Here is a 15,790-nt window from a genome sequence, read left to right as displayed (position 1 = left end):
GAGTTCTACTTAAAAAGTGGGAGCGCGATACAGGTCGTAGGTCTGGCGAATCATCAACGCGGCGCTGAAGCGCTCGCGGACGATGCTCCGGCCTTCGTTGCCGAGGTCGAGCAGGCGCGGTTTCTGGATGATCGTCAGGACATCGGCCAGCGCCTGGTGATCGCCGGACGGGAAGACATAACCGGAGACTTCATTGGTGACCAGTTCAGGCAGCGAGGTGCAGTTGCTGGCGATCACCGGCAAGCCCATGGCCATGCCTTCCAGCGGCACCATGGCGAATCCTTCCCAGCGACTCGGCACAATCAGCGCATCGGCCTTCTGGTACAGCGCCTGCACTTCGCTCGGCGTAACCCACGGCAGGTATTCAACAGAGTCCATCGGTGGGCACTCCACCGAGTCCTCGTTCACCGCGCTGCCGACCACGGTCAGCTTCAAGTCTTTGCGCTGCACGTTGGCGAAGGCCTTGAGCAGCACGTCGAAGCCTTTCTGATAGTCGAGGCGACCAACGAAGAGCAGATGAATCGGCTCGGGACTCGCCGCTTTCGGCGCGTCATCCTTGCGGTGAATGCCGTTGTAGATCAGTTTCATGCGCTTGCGCTCGATGCCGAAGCGCGCCGCTTTGTCGAGTTCGTACTGGCTGACGCAAATGATCACGTCGGTGACTTTCTGCAGCACCCGCTCGATCCACGCATAGACTTTCTGCTTGGTCGGCGAACTCTCCATCAGGAACGAAAACGCATGCGGGCAGTAGACGATTTTCGGCTTGCGCCACGGTCGCAGCAGCACACACACGCAACGGCCGATCACCCCGGAAAAGGTGCTGTGCAAATGCACCACATCGGGTTTTTCCTTGAGCATCACCTGGGTCAGGCGCCAGGCAAAACGCAGCAGCGACGGCACGTTGCGCCCGCTGCGGGGAAAGGTGCGGATCTGTTGCGCACCGATGCCGTGCAACTCTTTGGCCTGATCATCCGGCACCAGATACACCAACTCGTAGTTCGCCGCATCGCCTTCCGGCGAAGCCGAAATCGTGCGGATCACCGTCGCGACGCCACCTTTGATCGTCTCTGCCACGTGCAGTATCTTTTTCACAAATCACCCACTTCAAACTGAAAAGAACAATCGCTGACGGTCAGGATTTGTCGGACGCGTATTCGTAGTTGTAATAACCGGCGCCGCCGTTGCCGTAGTAGCTGGCGGCACGCTTCTCGACGCCGTTGAACACCGCGCCTTTGAGCTCGATGCCGTTCTGCGCGAAGCGGCGAATGGTCAGTTCGATCTCTTTGGCCGGGTTCACCCCGAAGCGCGTGACGATCAGGCTGATCCCGGCTTCACGGCCAACAATCGCGGCATCGGTCACCGCCAGCAGCGGCGGCGTATCGATGATCACCAGGTCGTAGCGCTCGCTCAGTTCCGCCAGCAGTTCGCGGAAGTTGGCGTGCATCAGCAGCTCGGAAGGATTCGGCGGTACCTGGCCGCGACTGATGAAATGCAGGTTGTCGATTTCGACTGTGTTGATCGCCTGATCGATGCTGCAGCGCTTGACCAGCAGGTCGGACAAACCGTTGGTGATCGGCGTGTTGAGGGTTTTGTGCAGGTGCCCTTTGCGCATGTCGGCATCGATCAGCACCACACGCTGACCGCTCAGGGCCATGACGGCGGCGAGATTGGACGAGACGAACGTCTTGCCGACTTGCGGGCTCGGCCCGGAAATCATGATGCGGTTGTTGGTCGAATCGAGCCCGGCGAAGTGCAGGCAGGTACGCAGGCTGCGGATCGATTCGATCGACAGATCCGTGGGATTGCGCAGGGCCAGCAGGTACGCCGGTTTGTCGACACCGTCGCGGGCGCGGCCTTTTTTGTTGTCTTCTTCATCCTGCAAGGCGCTGTACGGAATCGACGCGTACACCGGCAAACCGAGTTGCTCGATGGCTTCCGGGCCTTCCAGACCTCGGCTCAGGGATTTGCGCAGCAGCACCAGCGCCACGCCAACGAAGGCACCGAGGAATGTGGCAATCAGCACAATCAGGGCTTTCTTCGGTTTGACCGGGCTGGTCAGGTCGACATCCGCCGCGTCGACCAGACGCACGTTACCCACGGCACCGGCGCGAACGATGTCCAGCTCCTGGGATTTGTTCAGCAACTGCGTGTAGATCTGCGAGGCCACTTCGACATCGCGGGTCAGGTTGAGCAACTCTTGTTGGGTCGCGGGCAGATCGCCGACTTTGCCTTCCAGCGATTTCTGTTGCTGGGTCAGTTCGCCAATCTGGCTCATCAACGCGCGATAGGCCGGATGCTGTTTGGTGAATTTGCGGTCCATCTCCGCCTGCTGCATTTTCAGCTCGGAGATCCGCGTTTCCAGCGCCACCGACTGACCGAGCACCGACTGGGTTTCCAGCGAGATGTTCACGGTCTTGCCGTGGGTCTGATAGGCGTTCAGCGCATCGCTGGCCTTGGCCAGATCACGCTTGACCTGCGGCAACTGGCTTTGCAGAAAGGCCAGGCTCTGCGCGGCTTCCGCCGAGGTGCGGCGCACGTTCTGATCGACGTACAGCGCGGCGATCTTGTTGAGGATCTTCACCGCTTCAGCGGCGTCGCTGCTGGCCAGCGCCAGTTTGATAATCCCCGATTCCTTGCCCTGTTCGGAGATATCCAGCGCGTCTTGATAGCCCTGAATGGTCACGATTCGCGGGTTGCGCACCACTTCGAAACGGGTGCCGGAGTTGGCCAGCAACTGGCTGATCTGCCCTTCTACACCGTCCTGCGCAAACGCTTCGCCCGCAGTGCCTTCGACCAGCAGGTTGTCGTTGTCGTCGAGCAACTGGAAGCGCTTCTGTTCGCCAGCGATCAGGGTGAGCTTCTTGCCCAGCAGTTCTTTGGGCAGATTGAGCCGGGCGAACTCCAGTCGCTCGCCGCCCCAGGCGTAACTGCTCAAACCGAACCGCGGCGCGGCAACACTGGTCTCGGTTTCGCCGCGATAACGCCGGGCGAGAAAGCCGCCAATCATCGGAAAGGTGTTGGGGGTGACATCGATGTCCAGGCGCAAGTCGTCGACGGTTTTGCCGATCACTGCGCGGGATTTGATGATGCCGATTTCGGTCACCGACGGTGATTGCCCGCCGAGCATGCTGTTGAGGTCGGAAAACCCGAGCATGTCGTTCTTTTTCGGCTCGACCTGCACCAGCGCATTCGCCAGGTACACGGGCGTGGCCAGAACCGCATAGGCCACACCGGTGACCATAAAGGCCCCGGTCAGTGCGCCGATCAACCATTTCTGATCGATCAGGCTGCCAAATATGCCGAGCAGATCAATACTGTCTTGATCGTTGTCACGGGTGCCGATTACTGACGGTAACTGCATAAGTCTGTTCTTACCATTCACTGATCTGAAGAATATTCATCAATGCCCGAGGCGCTGCGCCCATGAACTAACAGCATCTTCAATCAATGCGTGGGCATGAATAAAAGCGGCCTTGCCTTGACGATACGGGTCCTGTATTTCGCGCTCGCTCTGCCACTTGCCGAGCAGAAACACTTTGCCTCTGGCGTGAGAGGCAATCTTCAGTACTTGATTAACATGCTGTTTTTCCATGACCAGAATCAGGTCTGAGTCATTGACGATGTCCGCGGTCAGTTGCCGTGCCTTGAACGTTTCGGCACTGTGCCCATGGTCTTCGAGAACTTGCCGGGCCGAAGCCTCGACGCCTTCGCCAACCCGAGCGGCAAGGCCTGCGGACGTCACCGTGATGGGCGATGAACCCAGCGCGTTACGCAACAACAGTTCTGCCGTCGGACTTCGGCATATATTGCCCACGCAGACAACAAGGATCTTTCTGAACAAGGTTTACTTTCCTGTGCAATGTCAAACGGCCAACATCCCGAGAGTATTTGAATGAACCCTCAAGATCTTTCTTCACTCAGAAATAGATTCGCCCTGTTAGTACCGAAGCATTAAGTACCACAGCGTTTAAAAGCCCCCCAACCACAATTAGCGGACTAAAAATAACTGTGATTTTCGAGCGATTGTTTTCCGACAAAAAATAACATTCGTGCACTAAGTGCCATCACCCAACTCGAAAATTGAGCAACGAGATCATTTATTCGCAGTTGTCACTTCTCTTCGGGAGAGCAGACATGAAAACAGTACATCTCAAAAAAATCGGCGCTTTGGCGCTAATGATCGCCGGGGCTACGACTCAGGTTCACGCCAGCGAACTGTTTCCCAACCTTCCCGCCAAGAACATCGGTGTGCAGGTGAAGATCCAGAACTTCACGGCCGCAGACGCCGCACAGATCAAATCGGCCGGCTTCGGCTTCGTCCGCTTCGGTGTGTGGAGCGACAGCCTGACGGCCAGGACGTATCAGAAACAGGTCAGCGACGCCTTTGCGGCGGCGCAGTCGGCGGGCCTCCCGGTGCTACTCACGGTCCGCGCGATCAAAGCGTTGCCCGCCACCTCAAGCGCCGAGCTGAGCACTGCCGGTGCGGGCTTCGCCAAAGCCGTGACGGGGCTGCAACAGTCGTACAGCGCGCAACTGGTGGCGATCGAGTTGTGGAATGAACCAGACCTGGAAACCTACTGGCCGACGCGCAATTTCGACACAACCTTTGTGCCGTTCATGAGCGGCGTATGCAAGGCGCTGCAAGAACAACCGCTATCGACGCCAGTGGTCGGTTACGGCTTCGCTCGCCCACCGAGCGCAGGTTCTGCTTCAACCGTGGCGCTGAACCGCATCGTCAGCGAATACCCGAAATGCCTGAGCGCCGTGTCCTATCACCCCTACGGCATGACGGCCACGCAGATCAGCAACGCGCAGAATTTCATTCAGCAGAACTTCCATCTGCCGGGCGTTATCAGTGAATGGGGTATCTCGGCGCTCGCCTCCAATGGCGGGCCTGAAGGGCAAGCGAGCAAGATCAATGCGTTTATTGGCGATGTTAAAAAGCTCAATATTCCGCTGACGTCCATCTACGAATGGAGGAACAGTGATTCCGGCAGCAACGATCGTGAGAAAAACTTCGGCCTGCTCACCGCCGACGGCCTGCCGAAACCGGCGCGCATGTCGGTCGAGGCGCTGTTGAACGCCCAGTAGCGCATGCACAACCGGCCTGTACGCAGGTCGGTTGCTTTGAACCTGTTGGCTGTTTTGGCATCGTATTCATCGATACCTCGCCCCGCCTTTCAAACAATTGTTTTCAGGTTGTTGCCGCAGGGGCCATCGATACACGCACCTACCCTTGAGTGGCCGCAAGCGCTCGGGTAATGTCATCAGACCCATAGGACAGAGCACGCCCATGACTTCCAAGCTGGAACAACTCAAACAATTCACCACCGTGGTTGCCGACACCGGCGACTTCGAAGCGATCGCCCGCGTCAAACCGGTCGACGCCACCACCAACCCGTCCCTGCTGCTCAAAGCGGCAGCCATTCCGGCCTACGCCGAACTGCTGAATGCTTGCGTCAGCGACTGCAAAGGCGATGTCGGCCTGGCCAGCGACCGCTTCGGCGTTGCGGTTGGCCAGGAAATTCTCAAAGTGATCCCGGGCCGTATCTCCACTGAAGTGGATGCGCGCCTGTCGTTCGACAAGGATGCCGTGCTGAAACGCGCGCACCGCTTGATCGAACTGTACGACAAGGCCGGCGTTGGCCGTGACCGCGTACTGATCAAGATCGCCTCGACCTGGGAAGGCATCCGCGCCGCCGAAGTGCTGGAGAAGGAAGGCATCCAGACCAACCTGACCCTGCTCTTCTCCTTCGCCCAGGCCGCCGCCTGCGCTGACGCCGGCGTGTTCCTCATTTCGCCGTTCGTGGGCCGCATCTACGACTGGTACAAGAAGGCCAATGGCAACGAGTACACCGGTGCCGATGATCCGGGCGTACAGTCGGTCACCCGCATCTACAACTACTACAAGTCCAATGACTACAAGACCGTGGTCATGGGCGCGAGCTTCCGCAACCTCAACCAGATCGAGCAACTGGCTGGCTGCGACCGCCTGACCATCAGCCCGGACCTGATCGACAAGCTGGCGGCCGATACCGGCAAGCTGGAGCGCAAACTGGCCCCGGGTAACGCCGGTGAAGCCCGTCTGAGCCTCAACGAAGCGCAATTCCGCTGGTTGTCCAACGAAGACGCAATGGCCACCGAGAAGCTGGCTGAGGGCATTCGTCAGTTTGCTCGTGACCAGGAGAAGCTCGAGGCGCTGTTGCAGGCCAAGCTGTGATTTGAGTTAGCGAAATGCAAAAAGGGCGAATCCTGGTGGATTCGCCCTTTTTTATTCAGTCAGCCATGGAAAATGTATCGTCTGATCTGAAGCCTTCGCGAGCAAGCTCGCTCCCACAAGGGGATTGGTGATCGACACTGAGCCAGTGTGGGAGTGAGCTTGCTCGCGAAGGGGCCAGCCCAGAAAACATCACTTCATGAGATCAATGCCGCTCGAGGGCATTGACCAGGTCATGGAACGCTTCACGGTTGGAATCGTTCAGGCCCATGAGAATCTTGTGCGCTTCAAGCACCTTGATCCGCACCACTTCTTCCGACTGATCCTGATCCGGCAGGTCGTCCAGGCACTCCGGGCATGGCACCGGGTGGTTGACGATGTTGAACACCTGCTCGAAGCCCATCGATTGCAGCAGACGGGTGATGTCTTCGTGGGTGGTGACAACGGTCGGCAACAGGCCGACCTTCTGCCGCGACAGGATCGACAGTTTGGCCAGCAGGCCTAACGTCGTGCTGTCGATGCTGCGGGTTTCGGTCAAATCGATCACGATCGCGTTGAAATTCAGCGCGGTGAAGATTTTCTCAATAGTCGCATCCAACGCCGAACACAGGGTCAGGCGAACTTCACCGACGAACTTGAGGACGAAGGTGCCGTCCTGCTCGGCGAACTGGATTCTACCGGTACTCATTAAAGATTCCTGCTCAACACCAACAGGGCGATATCATCCGGCATCTCCCCTAGCGTGGCCAATCCAAACACTTGCCGCAGACCATCCAGGCTGCCGCCCGCCGACTTCACCCGTTGCGGCAAAGCGGCTTCTTTTTCTTTGAGCGTAGGTTCTGGCAAAAGATCCAGAATGCCATCGGACATCAGCGTCAGGCTGAACGTCGGCGGCAGCTCAAGCACGTGATCTTCGTAGGTGGCTTCATTGAAGAGGCCCACCGGCAGACCACGTCCTTCGAGATAACGAACACTGTCAGGCGTGTACAACACAGGCAACGGCAGGTGCCCGCCGATGCTATAGGTCAACAAACCGGTCTCCTCGTCGATGACTCCACCGACCATTGTGACGTGTTTACCCAGCTTACAACTGATCAGCCCCCGGTTGATATGACCAAGGACTTCCGAAGGCTTGAATTCCGGCAATGTGCCGTTGCGCTTGGATTCGAACAGCAAGCGCGTGGTCATGAACTTCAGCAGCACGGTGACGAAGGCTGAAGAGGCGCCATGACCGGAAACGTCCGCCAGGTAAAACGCGACCCGGCGCTCGTCGACGCGGAAATAGTCGACAAAATCACCCGACAGGTACAACGACGGGATGATCTGGTGCGCGAACTTGAACTCGTCGATGCTCCACGGGCTTTCCGGCAGCATGTTCATCTGCACCTGGCGACCGGCGTTCTGGTCTTCCTGCAGCAGGTTCAGGCTGGCCTCAAGCTCGCGGTTGGCCTTTTCCAGCTTCTCGCGGTAGCGCTGGTTTTCCAGCAGCAGGCGCGCACGATCCAGGGCCCGGCGCACAGAGTGCTCGAGCACAGCCAGATCTTCGAGAGGCTTGATCAGGTAATCCGCCGCGCCCAGGCGCAGGGCCTCGACCGCGTCGTTCATCACGCCGGCACCCGACACCACGATCACCGGCGTCTGCGGTGACCGCTCGGTGACCTGACGAATCAGTTCGAGACCGCCCATCTGCGGCATGCGCAGATCGCAGATGACCAAGTCGGGCTGTTCTTGCTCGAATACCTGAAGACCCTGTTGGCCGTTACTGGCCTGCAGGACGCTGAAACCACTGTCTTCCAAATAGGCCGCGAGGCTCGCGCGCACTACTTCGTCATCATCGATTATCAGCAGCGTGGCACTGGTTTTTGGCATGTGGGCAAACGGCGCCAGAATTAGGTTGGCGTAGTTGGCGGGGCATTTGACCCTGCGCTGACTACTGGATTCGCTTTCTAGCCTCTCTGCTGCACCGCTTTCGAGCATTGGCTGCAAATGCGGTTGCACCAGAGGTGCCCTTCTAAGGCGCAGACGGTACTCCCATCCGCAGAGCGTTTCAAGCATGCGCCGATGGTCGCTTGACGACTTTACTTGTCAAATCACCGAGAGTTATAAGAACCGCTCAAACCGTAACCCAATGGAAGGACGTAACCATGAGTCAAACCAGTCGGGACTACAGCGAAAAGCGCGATTTCATCCGCATGCGGGTCGATGCCGATGTCGTGTTGATTCATGAAGGGGATGAGATTTCGGGGGTATGCATCGATCTTTCCAGCAGTGGCATGCAGGTCGAGGCGCCCCGTCAGTTCGCGGTCGGCGACCGTTTGAGCGTACGCATCGACTCTGACCATGCCGCACTCAGCGGCCTTGAGGCCGACACTCAAGTGGTCTGGGTCAGGCCGCAGGACGGCGGCGGACAGAAACTCGGGCTGACCATTTTGAAGATGAAATAGCTACACACAAAAAAGGCGACCCTGCGGTCGCCTTTCTTTTTACCGGTCGAGATTAAAAATCGTCTTCGACCTGGCCATCCTTCACTTTGAACTCGCGGTTCTGCAAGTAGGCATTGCGGATGAAGGTGTACTTGTCGCCGCTGATCAGCTTCTCGCTCGACAGCAGGCTGGCGCGGGTGTCGACGATGTTCAGACCGAAAATCGAGTTACGCGTAGGCACGTGGTCGATGTAGCGGTACATACCGGTGTAGCTGTCAACGTACTTGGATGGCGCATCACGCAAAGTGCTCGGCCCCATCAACGGCAGCATCACGTACGGACCGCTACCTACGCCCCAGTAACCGAGGGTCTGGCCAAAGTCTTCGTCGCTACGGTTCAGGCCCATTTGGGTGCCGACGTCGAAGAAACCGAGCAGGCCAAACGTGGTGTTGAAGATCAGCCGCGCCGTGTCGACGCCCGCCGCAGCCGGTTTGGCTTGCAGAATGTTGTTGGCAAGGTTGGTGACATCGCCAACGTTGCGGAACATGTTGTGAATGCCGTCTTCGAGGAACTGCGGTGTCACGAACTCATAGCCCTGGGCCAGTGGCTTCAGCGCGTAAGTGTCAACGAAGTCGTTGAACTGGAAGATTGGACGGTTGACGCTTTCCCAAGGGTCTTCTTCCGTTGCCGCCTGAGTGGCGAACGGCGCCAGCATCAAGCCGGCACATACACTTAGCTGAGCGAGCGGATAGCTCCAGCGCATAGAAAAACTCCTTGGATGTGTACTGTCGCGGACATCGGGGCCCGGGCATTAAGGCCGCTAGTATAAGCGTAAAAGGCCGTTTGGGCAGTCAGCCAATTGTGCAAAGTTGTAGGACGCCTCCCACACCGTGCTTCACATAGCCGTCACGCAACTGTCACCTGGAATGACTAGCCTTATCGGTATTTCAGGGACGCTGCCATGACACACGCCGAAACCTTGCCCGTCGCTGCGCCCAGCCTGACCGCTGTGCTGTTCGGACTCAGCGGTTGTCTGGTGGATTTCGGTGCCCGCGCCCGGCAAGACACCCTCGCCCTGCCCGAATACGCGCAAGCCACGCCGGGCGCACTCGACAGTCTGCACAGCTTGCAGCGCCAGCAAATCCCCTGCGCCTGGCTGGATGAGTTGCCCCCTGCCCTCACCCAACCGTTGTCGGCCTCGCTACCGGCGTGGATCAAACCTGTGCAACATTCGGCAACAATCACTCCGTGGCCCTCCCCGAACGCCTGCTGGCAAGCGTTGATGACGTTGAACGTCGGCAGCCTGGACGGCTGCGTGCTGGTCAGTGGCGAACCGCGTCTGTTACAGGCCGGCCTGAATGCCGGGTTGTGGACCATTGGCCTCGCCTCCTGCGGCTCACTGTGCGGGCTGGCGCCGGGCGAATGGCAAGCCTTGAGCCAAAAAGAACGCGAACAGTTACGTGGCAAGGCCACCGTGCAGTTATTCGGACTGGGCGTGCATTCGGTGATCGACCACCTGGGCGAACTCGACACCTGTCTCGCGGACATCAACCTGCGCCGCCTCAAAGGCGAAAAGCCCTGATCGGGATCATGCAGGTTTGCCGCGAGTGGATTAATCTAAAGGTCAGCCATAGACCTTTGGCGCGCGGCTGCGGTCAATGCCAGTGCCTATTGATAAAAGGAAAACACCATGCCCGCCCAAGAACTGCAAAAACAGCTCGATACCCTGCGCGAGCAGCTGGAGCAGAACCCGCCGCTGTCGGAAGCCGAGCGTGAGGATTTGCATGCGCTGATGGCGCAGATTGAATCCGAGATTCAACTGGAGACTGCCACGCAAGACACCAGCATCGCCGATGGCGTGAACCTGGCGGTTGATCGCTTCGAACTCGAACACCCGGCCATCGCCGGCACCCTGCGCAACATCGTCAATGCGCTGGGCAGCATGGGGATCTAACTCCCCTCCCCTGAAAATGCAAAAAGCCCTGCCATCACTGGCAGGGCTTTTTCATTTCTACTTTGGCAATGCATTCCCCTGTAGGAGTGAGCCTGCTCGCGATAGCGGTGTGTCAGTTAACATCATCGTCAGCTGACGCACCGCTATCGCGAGCAGGCTCACTCCTACAGTTGATCTTTACTGACGTACGAGGCGATGGTTCGGCAGCTGTACGCTTTCGGTACTGCGATACGGGTTGATATCCAGACCGCCGCGACGCACGTAACGTGCGAACACCGTGAGCTTCTCGGGTTTCAGCAAGCGCTGCAGATCCAGGAATATCCGCTCCACACACTGCTCATGGAAGTCCGAGTGCTGACGGAAGCTGACGATGTATTCCAGCAGACTGGCGTGATCCAGCGCCGAACCACGATACTCCACCACCACCGTGCCCCAGTCCGGCTGACTGGTGACCGGACAGTTGGATTTGAGCAGATGGCTATACACCGTTTCTTCGACGATCCGCGAATCATCGCAACGCAGCAGTTCCGGGCGCGGATGCTCGTAGTTGCTGACGCTGATGTCGAGATCATCGATGCACACGCCCGGCAACGCCACGACGCCTTCCGCCTCAACGTCCTTCAGGCTGCGAACGCGCACGCCCACCGGTTTGCCGGCGGCGGCCGACAGATCCTTGACCAGCGTCGCTTCCAGAGTCGCGACGTCGGCAAACGGCGTCTGGTTCAGCGAGTTCAAATACAGCTTGAACGACTTCGATTCGATGATATTCGGCGAGTCCGCCGGAATGCTGAATTCACCGATCGCCACCACTGGCTTGCCCGACGGCAGCAGCCAGGACAGCTCGAAGCAGTTCCAGAAATCCACACCTTTATACGGCAGGGTTTCGGCGGTCAGGCCCAGTTCTGCCCATTTCGCGGTGCGCGGAATCGGGAACAGCAGGGACGGCGTGTACGTGGCGATGTATTCGCTGGATTTGCCCAGCGGCGAATGTTCGGCTGCGGGATGCATGGCGGAAACCTGACTGAAGAATCAGCGGATTCTACCAGCCTTTGCCCGCGCCTTTGAGTGCTTACTGACTGACCGTCAGTTTGCCGACCATACCGGCCTGATAATGCCCGGGAATATTGCAGGCAAATTCCAGGCTCGTCGCCTTGCTGAAGGTCCAGGTCAGTTCGGCCGTCTTACCCGGCTCGACCAGCACGCTGTTGGGGTCGTCGTGCTTCATGCCATGGCCCATCGCCGCGTGATCCATGCCGGCCATATCGTGGGACATTTCCTTCATGCCGGTAGGTGTAAGCATGCCGCTTTGCTGCATCTGCAACATTTCCTGCTGGTGTCTGGCATGCATTGCCGCGTCACCGAGGTTGAATTCATGCAACAACTGGCCTTTATTCACCAGGACAAAACGAACGGTCTCACCGGCCTTGATCTGAATGGCCTTGGGATCGAACGACATATCGCCCATCACCACCTCAATGCTGCGCGTGGCTTTGGCGGCCGGTGCTGGCTGGCCGAAATCGTAGGTGTGGGCTGGCGCGGCCCACACTGGCGAACTCAGCGCCAACAGACAGGCAGCCAACGTCAGGGATTGGCGTAAAAACATGGTCGTTCTCCAACTGGATAAGGTTCAGCCTGTGGGAAACTTTAGCCGGCCTGCGCTGGCATCTACCTGACAGGCAGATTACAACTTTGTCAGGTTGGCGTTTGTCGCCTGCGCTCACGGTATAAAGCTTTCGTTTCTACACCCCCGAACAAACCCGAGTTGCCCATGAAACTGTTGATCGTCGAAGACCAAGCAAAAACCGGCCAATATCTGCGCCAGGGCCTGACCGAGGCCGGGTTCAACACGGAGCTGGTGGCCGACGGTAACAGCGGTCAGCAATTGGCGCTGAGCGGTGACTACGCGCTGCTGATTCTTGACGTAATGCTGCCGGGGCGCAGTGGCTGGCAGATTCTGCAAGCGGTGCGCAGCGCCGGACTGGAAACACCGGTACTTTTTCTGACAGCCAAAGACGCCGTGGAAGACAGGGTTCATGGCCTCGAACTGGGCGCCGACGATTATCTGGTCAAACCGTTCGCTTTCTCCGAACTGCTGGCGCGGGTGCGTAGCCTGTTGCGGCGCGGCAGCGCGACACCGCAGGAAACCAGTCTGCAACTGGCCGACCTGCGTCTGGATCTGATCCGCCGCCGGGTTGAACGCTCTGGCCAACGCATCGACCTGACCGCCAAAGAATTCGCGCTGCTGGAAATGCTTCTGCGTCGCCAAGGCGAAGTGCTGCCGAAATCGCTGATCGCCTCGCAAGTCTGGGATATGAATTTCGACAGCGACACCAATGTCATCGAAGTCGCAATCCGCCGTTTACGGCTGAAGATCGACGATGAGTTCCCCAACAAACTGATCCACACCGTGCGCGGCATGGGATACGTGCTCGAAGAGCGTGGTGCCTGATGCGCCGGTTGTCCTTGAGTTCGCGCCTGGCCCTGTTGTTTGCCGCCTGCACTGCTGTGGTGTCGCTGTTCGCCGGCGTGTTGTTCGACCGTGCCAGCGAGGCGCACTTCATCGAACTCGACCAGCAACAACTGGACGGCAAACTGATCGGCCTGCGCCGCGCCTTGCAGGATGTTCAACCCGCTCAACGCGAGGCACGGCTGGCGGATGAGCTGAGCCGTCAGGCCGATCTGTCGCTACGCATCACCGGCAGCGACGGCCAACGCTGGTACGAAAGTTCGACGCAGATTCCCAAGGATTTGCCGCCACACTCCGGCCTGTCGACCGTGCGTCACGACGGCACCGACTATCGCGTGCTCAACGCCCCGCTCTACCCGGACCAACCCGACTCGCCGCAATTGACCTTGCTGCTGGACATCACCCACCACCAACACTTCCTGCAACGCATGCAGCACCTGATCTGGCTCACCGTCGGCCTCTCGGCGCTGGCCACTGCCTTGCTCGGCGCCTGGGCCGCGCGCAGCGGCTTGCGCCCGTTGCGGCGCATGAGCGCAGTCGCCCGTGGGATTTCCGCACAATCGCTGAATGCCCGACTGCCGGAACCGCAAATGCCGCCAGAGCTTGCGGAATTGGCCCACAGTTTCAACGCCATGCTCGCACGCCTCGACGACTCGTTTCAGCGCCTCTCGGCGTTTTCCGCCGACATTGCCCACGAACTGCGCACACCGTTGTCGAACCTGCTGACCCACACCCAGGTCACCCTCACCCGTCCCCGGCCGATCGAGGATTACCGCGAAGCGTTGCACAGCAATCTCGAAGAACTGCAGTGGATGGCGCAACTGGTCAACGACATGTTGTATCTGGCCAAGGCGGATCACGGCTTGCTGATGCCCAAGCGTGAACCGCTGCAACTGGCGGATGAAACGGATGTGCTTTTGGAGTTTTTTGCGCCGCTGGCGGAAGACGCCGGGGTCAGGCTGAGCCGGGAGGGCAATGCACGGATCGAGGGGGATCGCAGTATGTTGCGCCGGGCCTTGTCGAATTTGCTGGATAACGCGCTGCGGTTTACCTCGGCTGAGGGCTACGTGAGTTTGCGCATTGTTGATCAACCGAACGCCGTGCGCATTTCAGTCGAAAACAGTGGCGAAGGCATTTCTGCGCAGTTGCTGCCACGCTTGTTTGATCGGTTTTATCGGGCGGATCCGGCGCGGCAGGAAGGCAGCAGTGAGCATGCGGGGTTGGGATTGGCGATTACTCAGTCCATCGTCCGGGCCCATGGCGGACAGATTCATTGCGAATCGGAGGCGGGCTGGACGCGGTTTGTGATTGAGTTGCCCAAGCAGAATTGAGGCCAGCCATTCAGGCCCCTTCGCGAGCAAGCCCGCTCCCACATGGGATCTGCGTCGTTCACAAATCCAATGTGGGAGCGGGCTTGCTCGCGAAAGCGGTCTGGCAGATTACGAATACCTAAGCGCGTGAGCCGGCTCGATCTTCGCCGCCCGCCAGGCCGGATACACCGTCGCCAAAAAGCTCAGGATAAAACCCGCCGAGCAAATCAACAGCACATCGCCACCCTGCAATTCCGATGGCAGATTGCTGACGAAATACACGTCCGAACTGAAGATATGCTGCCCGCTGACTTGCTCGATCCAGCCCACAATCTGACTGACATTCAGCGCCGCAATCACACCCAGCACGCCGCCAATGATCGTCCCGACAATGCCGATCACCGTGCCCTGCACCATGAAGATCGCCATGATCTGCCGTGGCGTGGCGCCGATGGTGCGCAGGATCGCGATGTCCGCGCCCTTGTCGTTCACCACCATGATCAACGTCGCAATGATGTTGAACGCCGCCACCGCGACGATCATCAGCAACAGCAGGCCGATCATGGTTTTTTCCATCTTCATTGCGCTGAACAGACTGCCCTGGGTGTGGGTCCAGTCGTCAGCCTTGAACTCGGCGCCCAAACCGGCGGCGATGTCCGAGGAGACTTTCGGCGCGGCGTACAGGTCTTTGACCGCCAGACGCACGCTCTGTACCTGATTCGGTTGCCAATGCTGCATGGTCGCGGCATCGGCGACGTGGATCAGGCCCATCGAGCCGTCCAGCTCGGCACCGACCTTGAACACGCCGACCACGTTCAGACGCTGCATGCGTGGGGTGATGCCACCCGGCGCAGTGCTGACTTCCGGCACGATCAGGGTGATCTTGTCGCCAACATTGAGGCGGAAACGTCGCGCGGTGATCTCGCCGATCACCACGCCGAACTCGCCCGGTTTCAAGGCGTCGAGACGGCCCTGCACGATGTGCTGGGCAACGATGGAAACCTTGCCTTCCTGCGCCGGATCGACGCCGCTGATCTGGATCGGCTGCATCAGGCCCTTGTAGGACAGCATGCCTTCCATCTCGGTGAACGGCACGGCGGCGGTCACTTGAGGATTTTTCATCGCCGCAGCGGCGACCGGCTGCCAGTCATCGATCGGCTTGACGCCCACGATGGTCGCGTGCGGCACCATGCCGAGGATGCGCGAGCTCATTTCGCGCTGGAAGCCGTTCATCACCGACAACACCACGATCATCGCCAGCACGCCGAGGGCGAGGCCGATCATCGAGGTCATCGAAATGAACGAAACAAAGCGATTGCGGCGCTTGGCGCGGGTATAGCGCGTGCCGATAAAGATCGATAACGGTCTGAACATTCGCTGGGGCACCGTATAAAAATAAAAGACCCGACGCCTTTACAG

At 58.9% G+C, this 15,790-nt stretch carries 16 protein-coding genes; 7 read left to right on the top strand and 9 right to left on the bottom strand.

Annotated features, from left to right (window positions below; all coding sequences use genetic code 11):
- Positions 1–9 precede the first annotated feature (9 nt).
- The 3 genes from ACM6IV_RS04395 to ACM6IV_RS04385 are packed head-to-tail and all read right to left on the bottom strand — an operon-like array spanning position 10 to position 3,841.
- Positions 10–1,092, bottom strand: a complete 1,083-nt coding sequence (locus ACM6IV_RS04395) for a glycosyltransferase family 4 protein (protein WP_414868877.1) — start codon at positions 1,090–1,092, stop codon at positions 10–12.
- A gap of 40 nt (positions 1,093–1,132) precedes the next feature.
- On the bottom strand, positions 1,133–3,361 hold the full coding sequence (locus tag ACM6IV_RS04390; protein WP_414868876.1) for a polysaccharide biosynthesis tyrosine autokinase: 2,229 nt from the start codon (positions 3,359–3,361) through the stop codon (positions 1,133–1,135).
- Positions 3,362–3,400: 39 nt separating this feature from the next.
- A complete protein-coding gene (locus ACM6IV_RS04385; protein WP_414868875.1) occupies positions 3,401–3,841 on the bottom strand; it encodes a low molecular weight protein-tyrosine-phosphatase in 441 nt (146 codons plus the stop codon).
- Positions 3,842–4,134: 293 nt separating this feature from the next.
- Between ACM6IV_RS04385 and ACM6IV_RS04380 the strand changes: the two genes are divergently transcribed.
- Together ACM6IV_RS04380 and tal are read left to right on the top strand one after the other, a co-directional pair.
- Positions 4,135–5,091 (top strand): cellulase family glycosylhydrolase, encoded by a 957-nt coding sequence (locus ACM6IV_RS04380; RefSeq protein WP_414868874.1) that lies wholly within the window; start codon positions 4,135–4,137, stop codon positions 5,089–5,091.
- A 202-nt stretch (positions 5,092–5,293) separates the two neighbouring features.
- Positions 5,294–6,220, top strand: a complete 927-nt coding sequence (tal, locus tag ACM6IV_RS04375; RefSeq protein ID WP_414868873.1) for a transaldolase — start codon at positions 5,294–5,296, stop codon at positions 6,218–6,220.
- 202 nt (positions 6,221–6,422) lie between these two features.
- On the opposite strand, the gene rssC is transcribed toward tal, so the two are convergent.
- Both rssC and rssB read right to left on the bottom strand, forming a co-directional pair.
- On the bottom strand, positions 6,423–6,905 hold the full coding sequence (gene rssC, locus ACM6IV_RS04370) for an anti-sigma factor antagonist RssC (protein WP_003226553.1): 483 nt from the start codon (positions 6,903–6,905) through the stop codon (positions 6,423–6,425).
- The gene (gene rssB / locus ACM6IV_RS04365; protein WP_414868872.1) at positions 6,905–8,086 is read right to left on the bottom strand and encodes a two-component system response regulator RssB; all 1,182 of its coding nucleotides are present in this window, start codon (positions 8,084–8,086) and stop codon (positions 6,905–6,907) included. The genes rssC and rssB overlap by 1 nt, the downstream gene beginning before the upstream one ends.
- Before the next feature lie 275 nt (positions 8,087–8,361).
- Here rssB and ACM6IV_RS04360 point away from each other — a divergent pair, with 275 nt between their 5' ends.
- The gene (locus ACM6IV_RS04360; RefSeq protein ID WP_414868871.1) at positions 8,362–8,661 is read left to right on the top strand and encodes a PilZ domain-containing protein; all 300 of its coding nucleotides are present in this window, start codon (positions 8,362–8,364) and stop codon (positions 8,659–8,661) included.
- Positions 8,662–8,713: 52 nt separating this feature from the next.
- Here ACM6IV_RS04360 and ACM6IV_RS04355 read toward each other — a convergent pair whose 3' ends face one another.
- A complete protein-coding gene (locus tag ACM6IV_RS04355) occupies positions 8,714–9,403 on the bottom strand; it encodes a VacJ family lipoprotein (RefSeq protein ID WP_414868870.1) in 690 nt (229 codons plus the stop codon).
- A gap of 198 nt (positions 9,404–9,601) precedes the next feature.
- Between ACM6IV_RS04355 and ACM6IV_RS04350 the strand changes: the two genes are divergently transcribed.
- Both ACM6IV_RS04350 and ACM6IV_RS04345 read left to right on the top strand, forming a co-directional pair.
- A complete protein-coding gene (locus ACM6IV_RS04350; protein ID WP_414868869.1) occupies positions 9,602–10,222 on the top strand; it encodes an HAD family phosphatase in 621 nt (206 codons plus the stop codon).
- A 108-nt stretch (positions 10,223–10,330) separates the two neighbouring features.
- Positions 10,331–10,594, top strand: coding sequence for a DUF4404 family protein (locus ACM6IV_RS04345; RefSeq protein ID WP_414868868.1), 264 nt, complete (start codon positions 10,331–10,333; stop codon positions 10,592–10,594).
- Between the two features lie 177 nt (positions 10,595–10,771).
- Here ACM6IV_RS04345 and queF read toward each other — a convergent pair whose 3' ends face one another.
- Both queF and ACM6IV_RS04335 read right to left on the bottom strand, forming a co-directional pair.
- Positions 10,772–11,602: an NADPH-dependent 7-cyano-7-deazaguanine reductase QueF gene (queF, locus tag ACM6IV_RS04340; protein WP_414868867.1), complete on the bottom strand. Its 831-nt coding sequence runs from the start codon at positions 11,600–11,602 to the stop codon at positions 10,772–10,774.
- A 61-nt stretch (positions 11,603–11,663) separates the two neighbouring features.
- On the bottom strand, positions 11,664–12,197 hold the full coding sequence (locus ACM6IV_RS04335) for a plastocyanin/azurin family copper-binding protein (RefSeq protein WP_038362253.1): 534 nt from the start codon (positions 12,195–12,197) through the stop codon (positions 11,664–11,666).
- Positions 12,198–12,362: 165 nt separating this feature from the next.
- Here ACM6IV_RS04335 and ACM6IV_RS04330 point away from each other — a divergent pair, with 165 nt between their 5' ends.
- Together ACM6IV_RS04330 and ACM6IV_RS04325 are read left to right on the top strand one after the other, a co-directional pair.
- The gene (locus tag ACM6IV_RS04330) at positions 12,363–13,043 is read left to right on the top strand and encodes a heavy metal response regulator transcription factor (RefSeq protein WP_414868866.1); all 681 of its coding nucleotides are present in this window, start codon (positions 12,363–12,365) and stop codon (positions 13,041–13,043) included.
- Positions 13,043–14,392 carry a heavy metal sensor histidine kinase gene (locus ACM6IV_RS04325; protein ID WP_414868865.1) on the top strand — a complete coding sequence of 450 codons (1,350 nt, stop codon included), beginning with the start codon at positions 13,043–13,045 and terminating at the stop codon, positions 14,390–14,392. Before ACM6IV_RS04330 ends, ACM6IV_RS04325 begins: the two co-directional genes overlap by 1 nt.
- Positions 14,393–14,500: 108 nt before the next feature.
- Here the strand turns inward: ACM6IV_RS04325 and ACM6IV_RS04320 are convergent, their stop codons facing one another.
- Complete coding sequence (locus tag ACM6IV_RS04320; protein WP_414868864.1) at positions 14,501–15,745, bottom strand: lipoprotein-releasing ABC transporter permease subunit; 1,245 nt, start codon at positions 15,743–15,745, stop codon at positions 14,501–14,503.
- Between the last annotated feature and the right edge of the window lie 45 nt (positions 15,746–15,790).

The organism is Pseudomonas sp. IT-347P, from assembly GCF_949768005.1.
In the GTDB taxonomy this organism is placed as follows: Bacteria; Pseudomonadota; Gammaproteobacteria; order Pseudomonadales; family Pseudomonadaceae; genus Aquipseudomonas.
The sequence above is the reverse complement of the archived record's forward strand: the minus strand, read 5'-3'. Positions and strand labels throughout refer to the sequence as shown.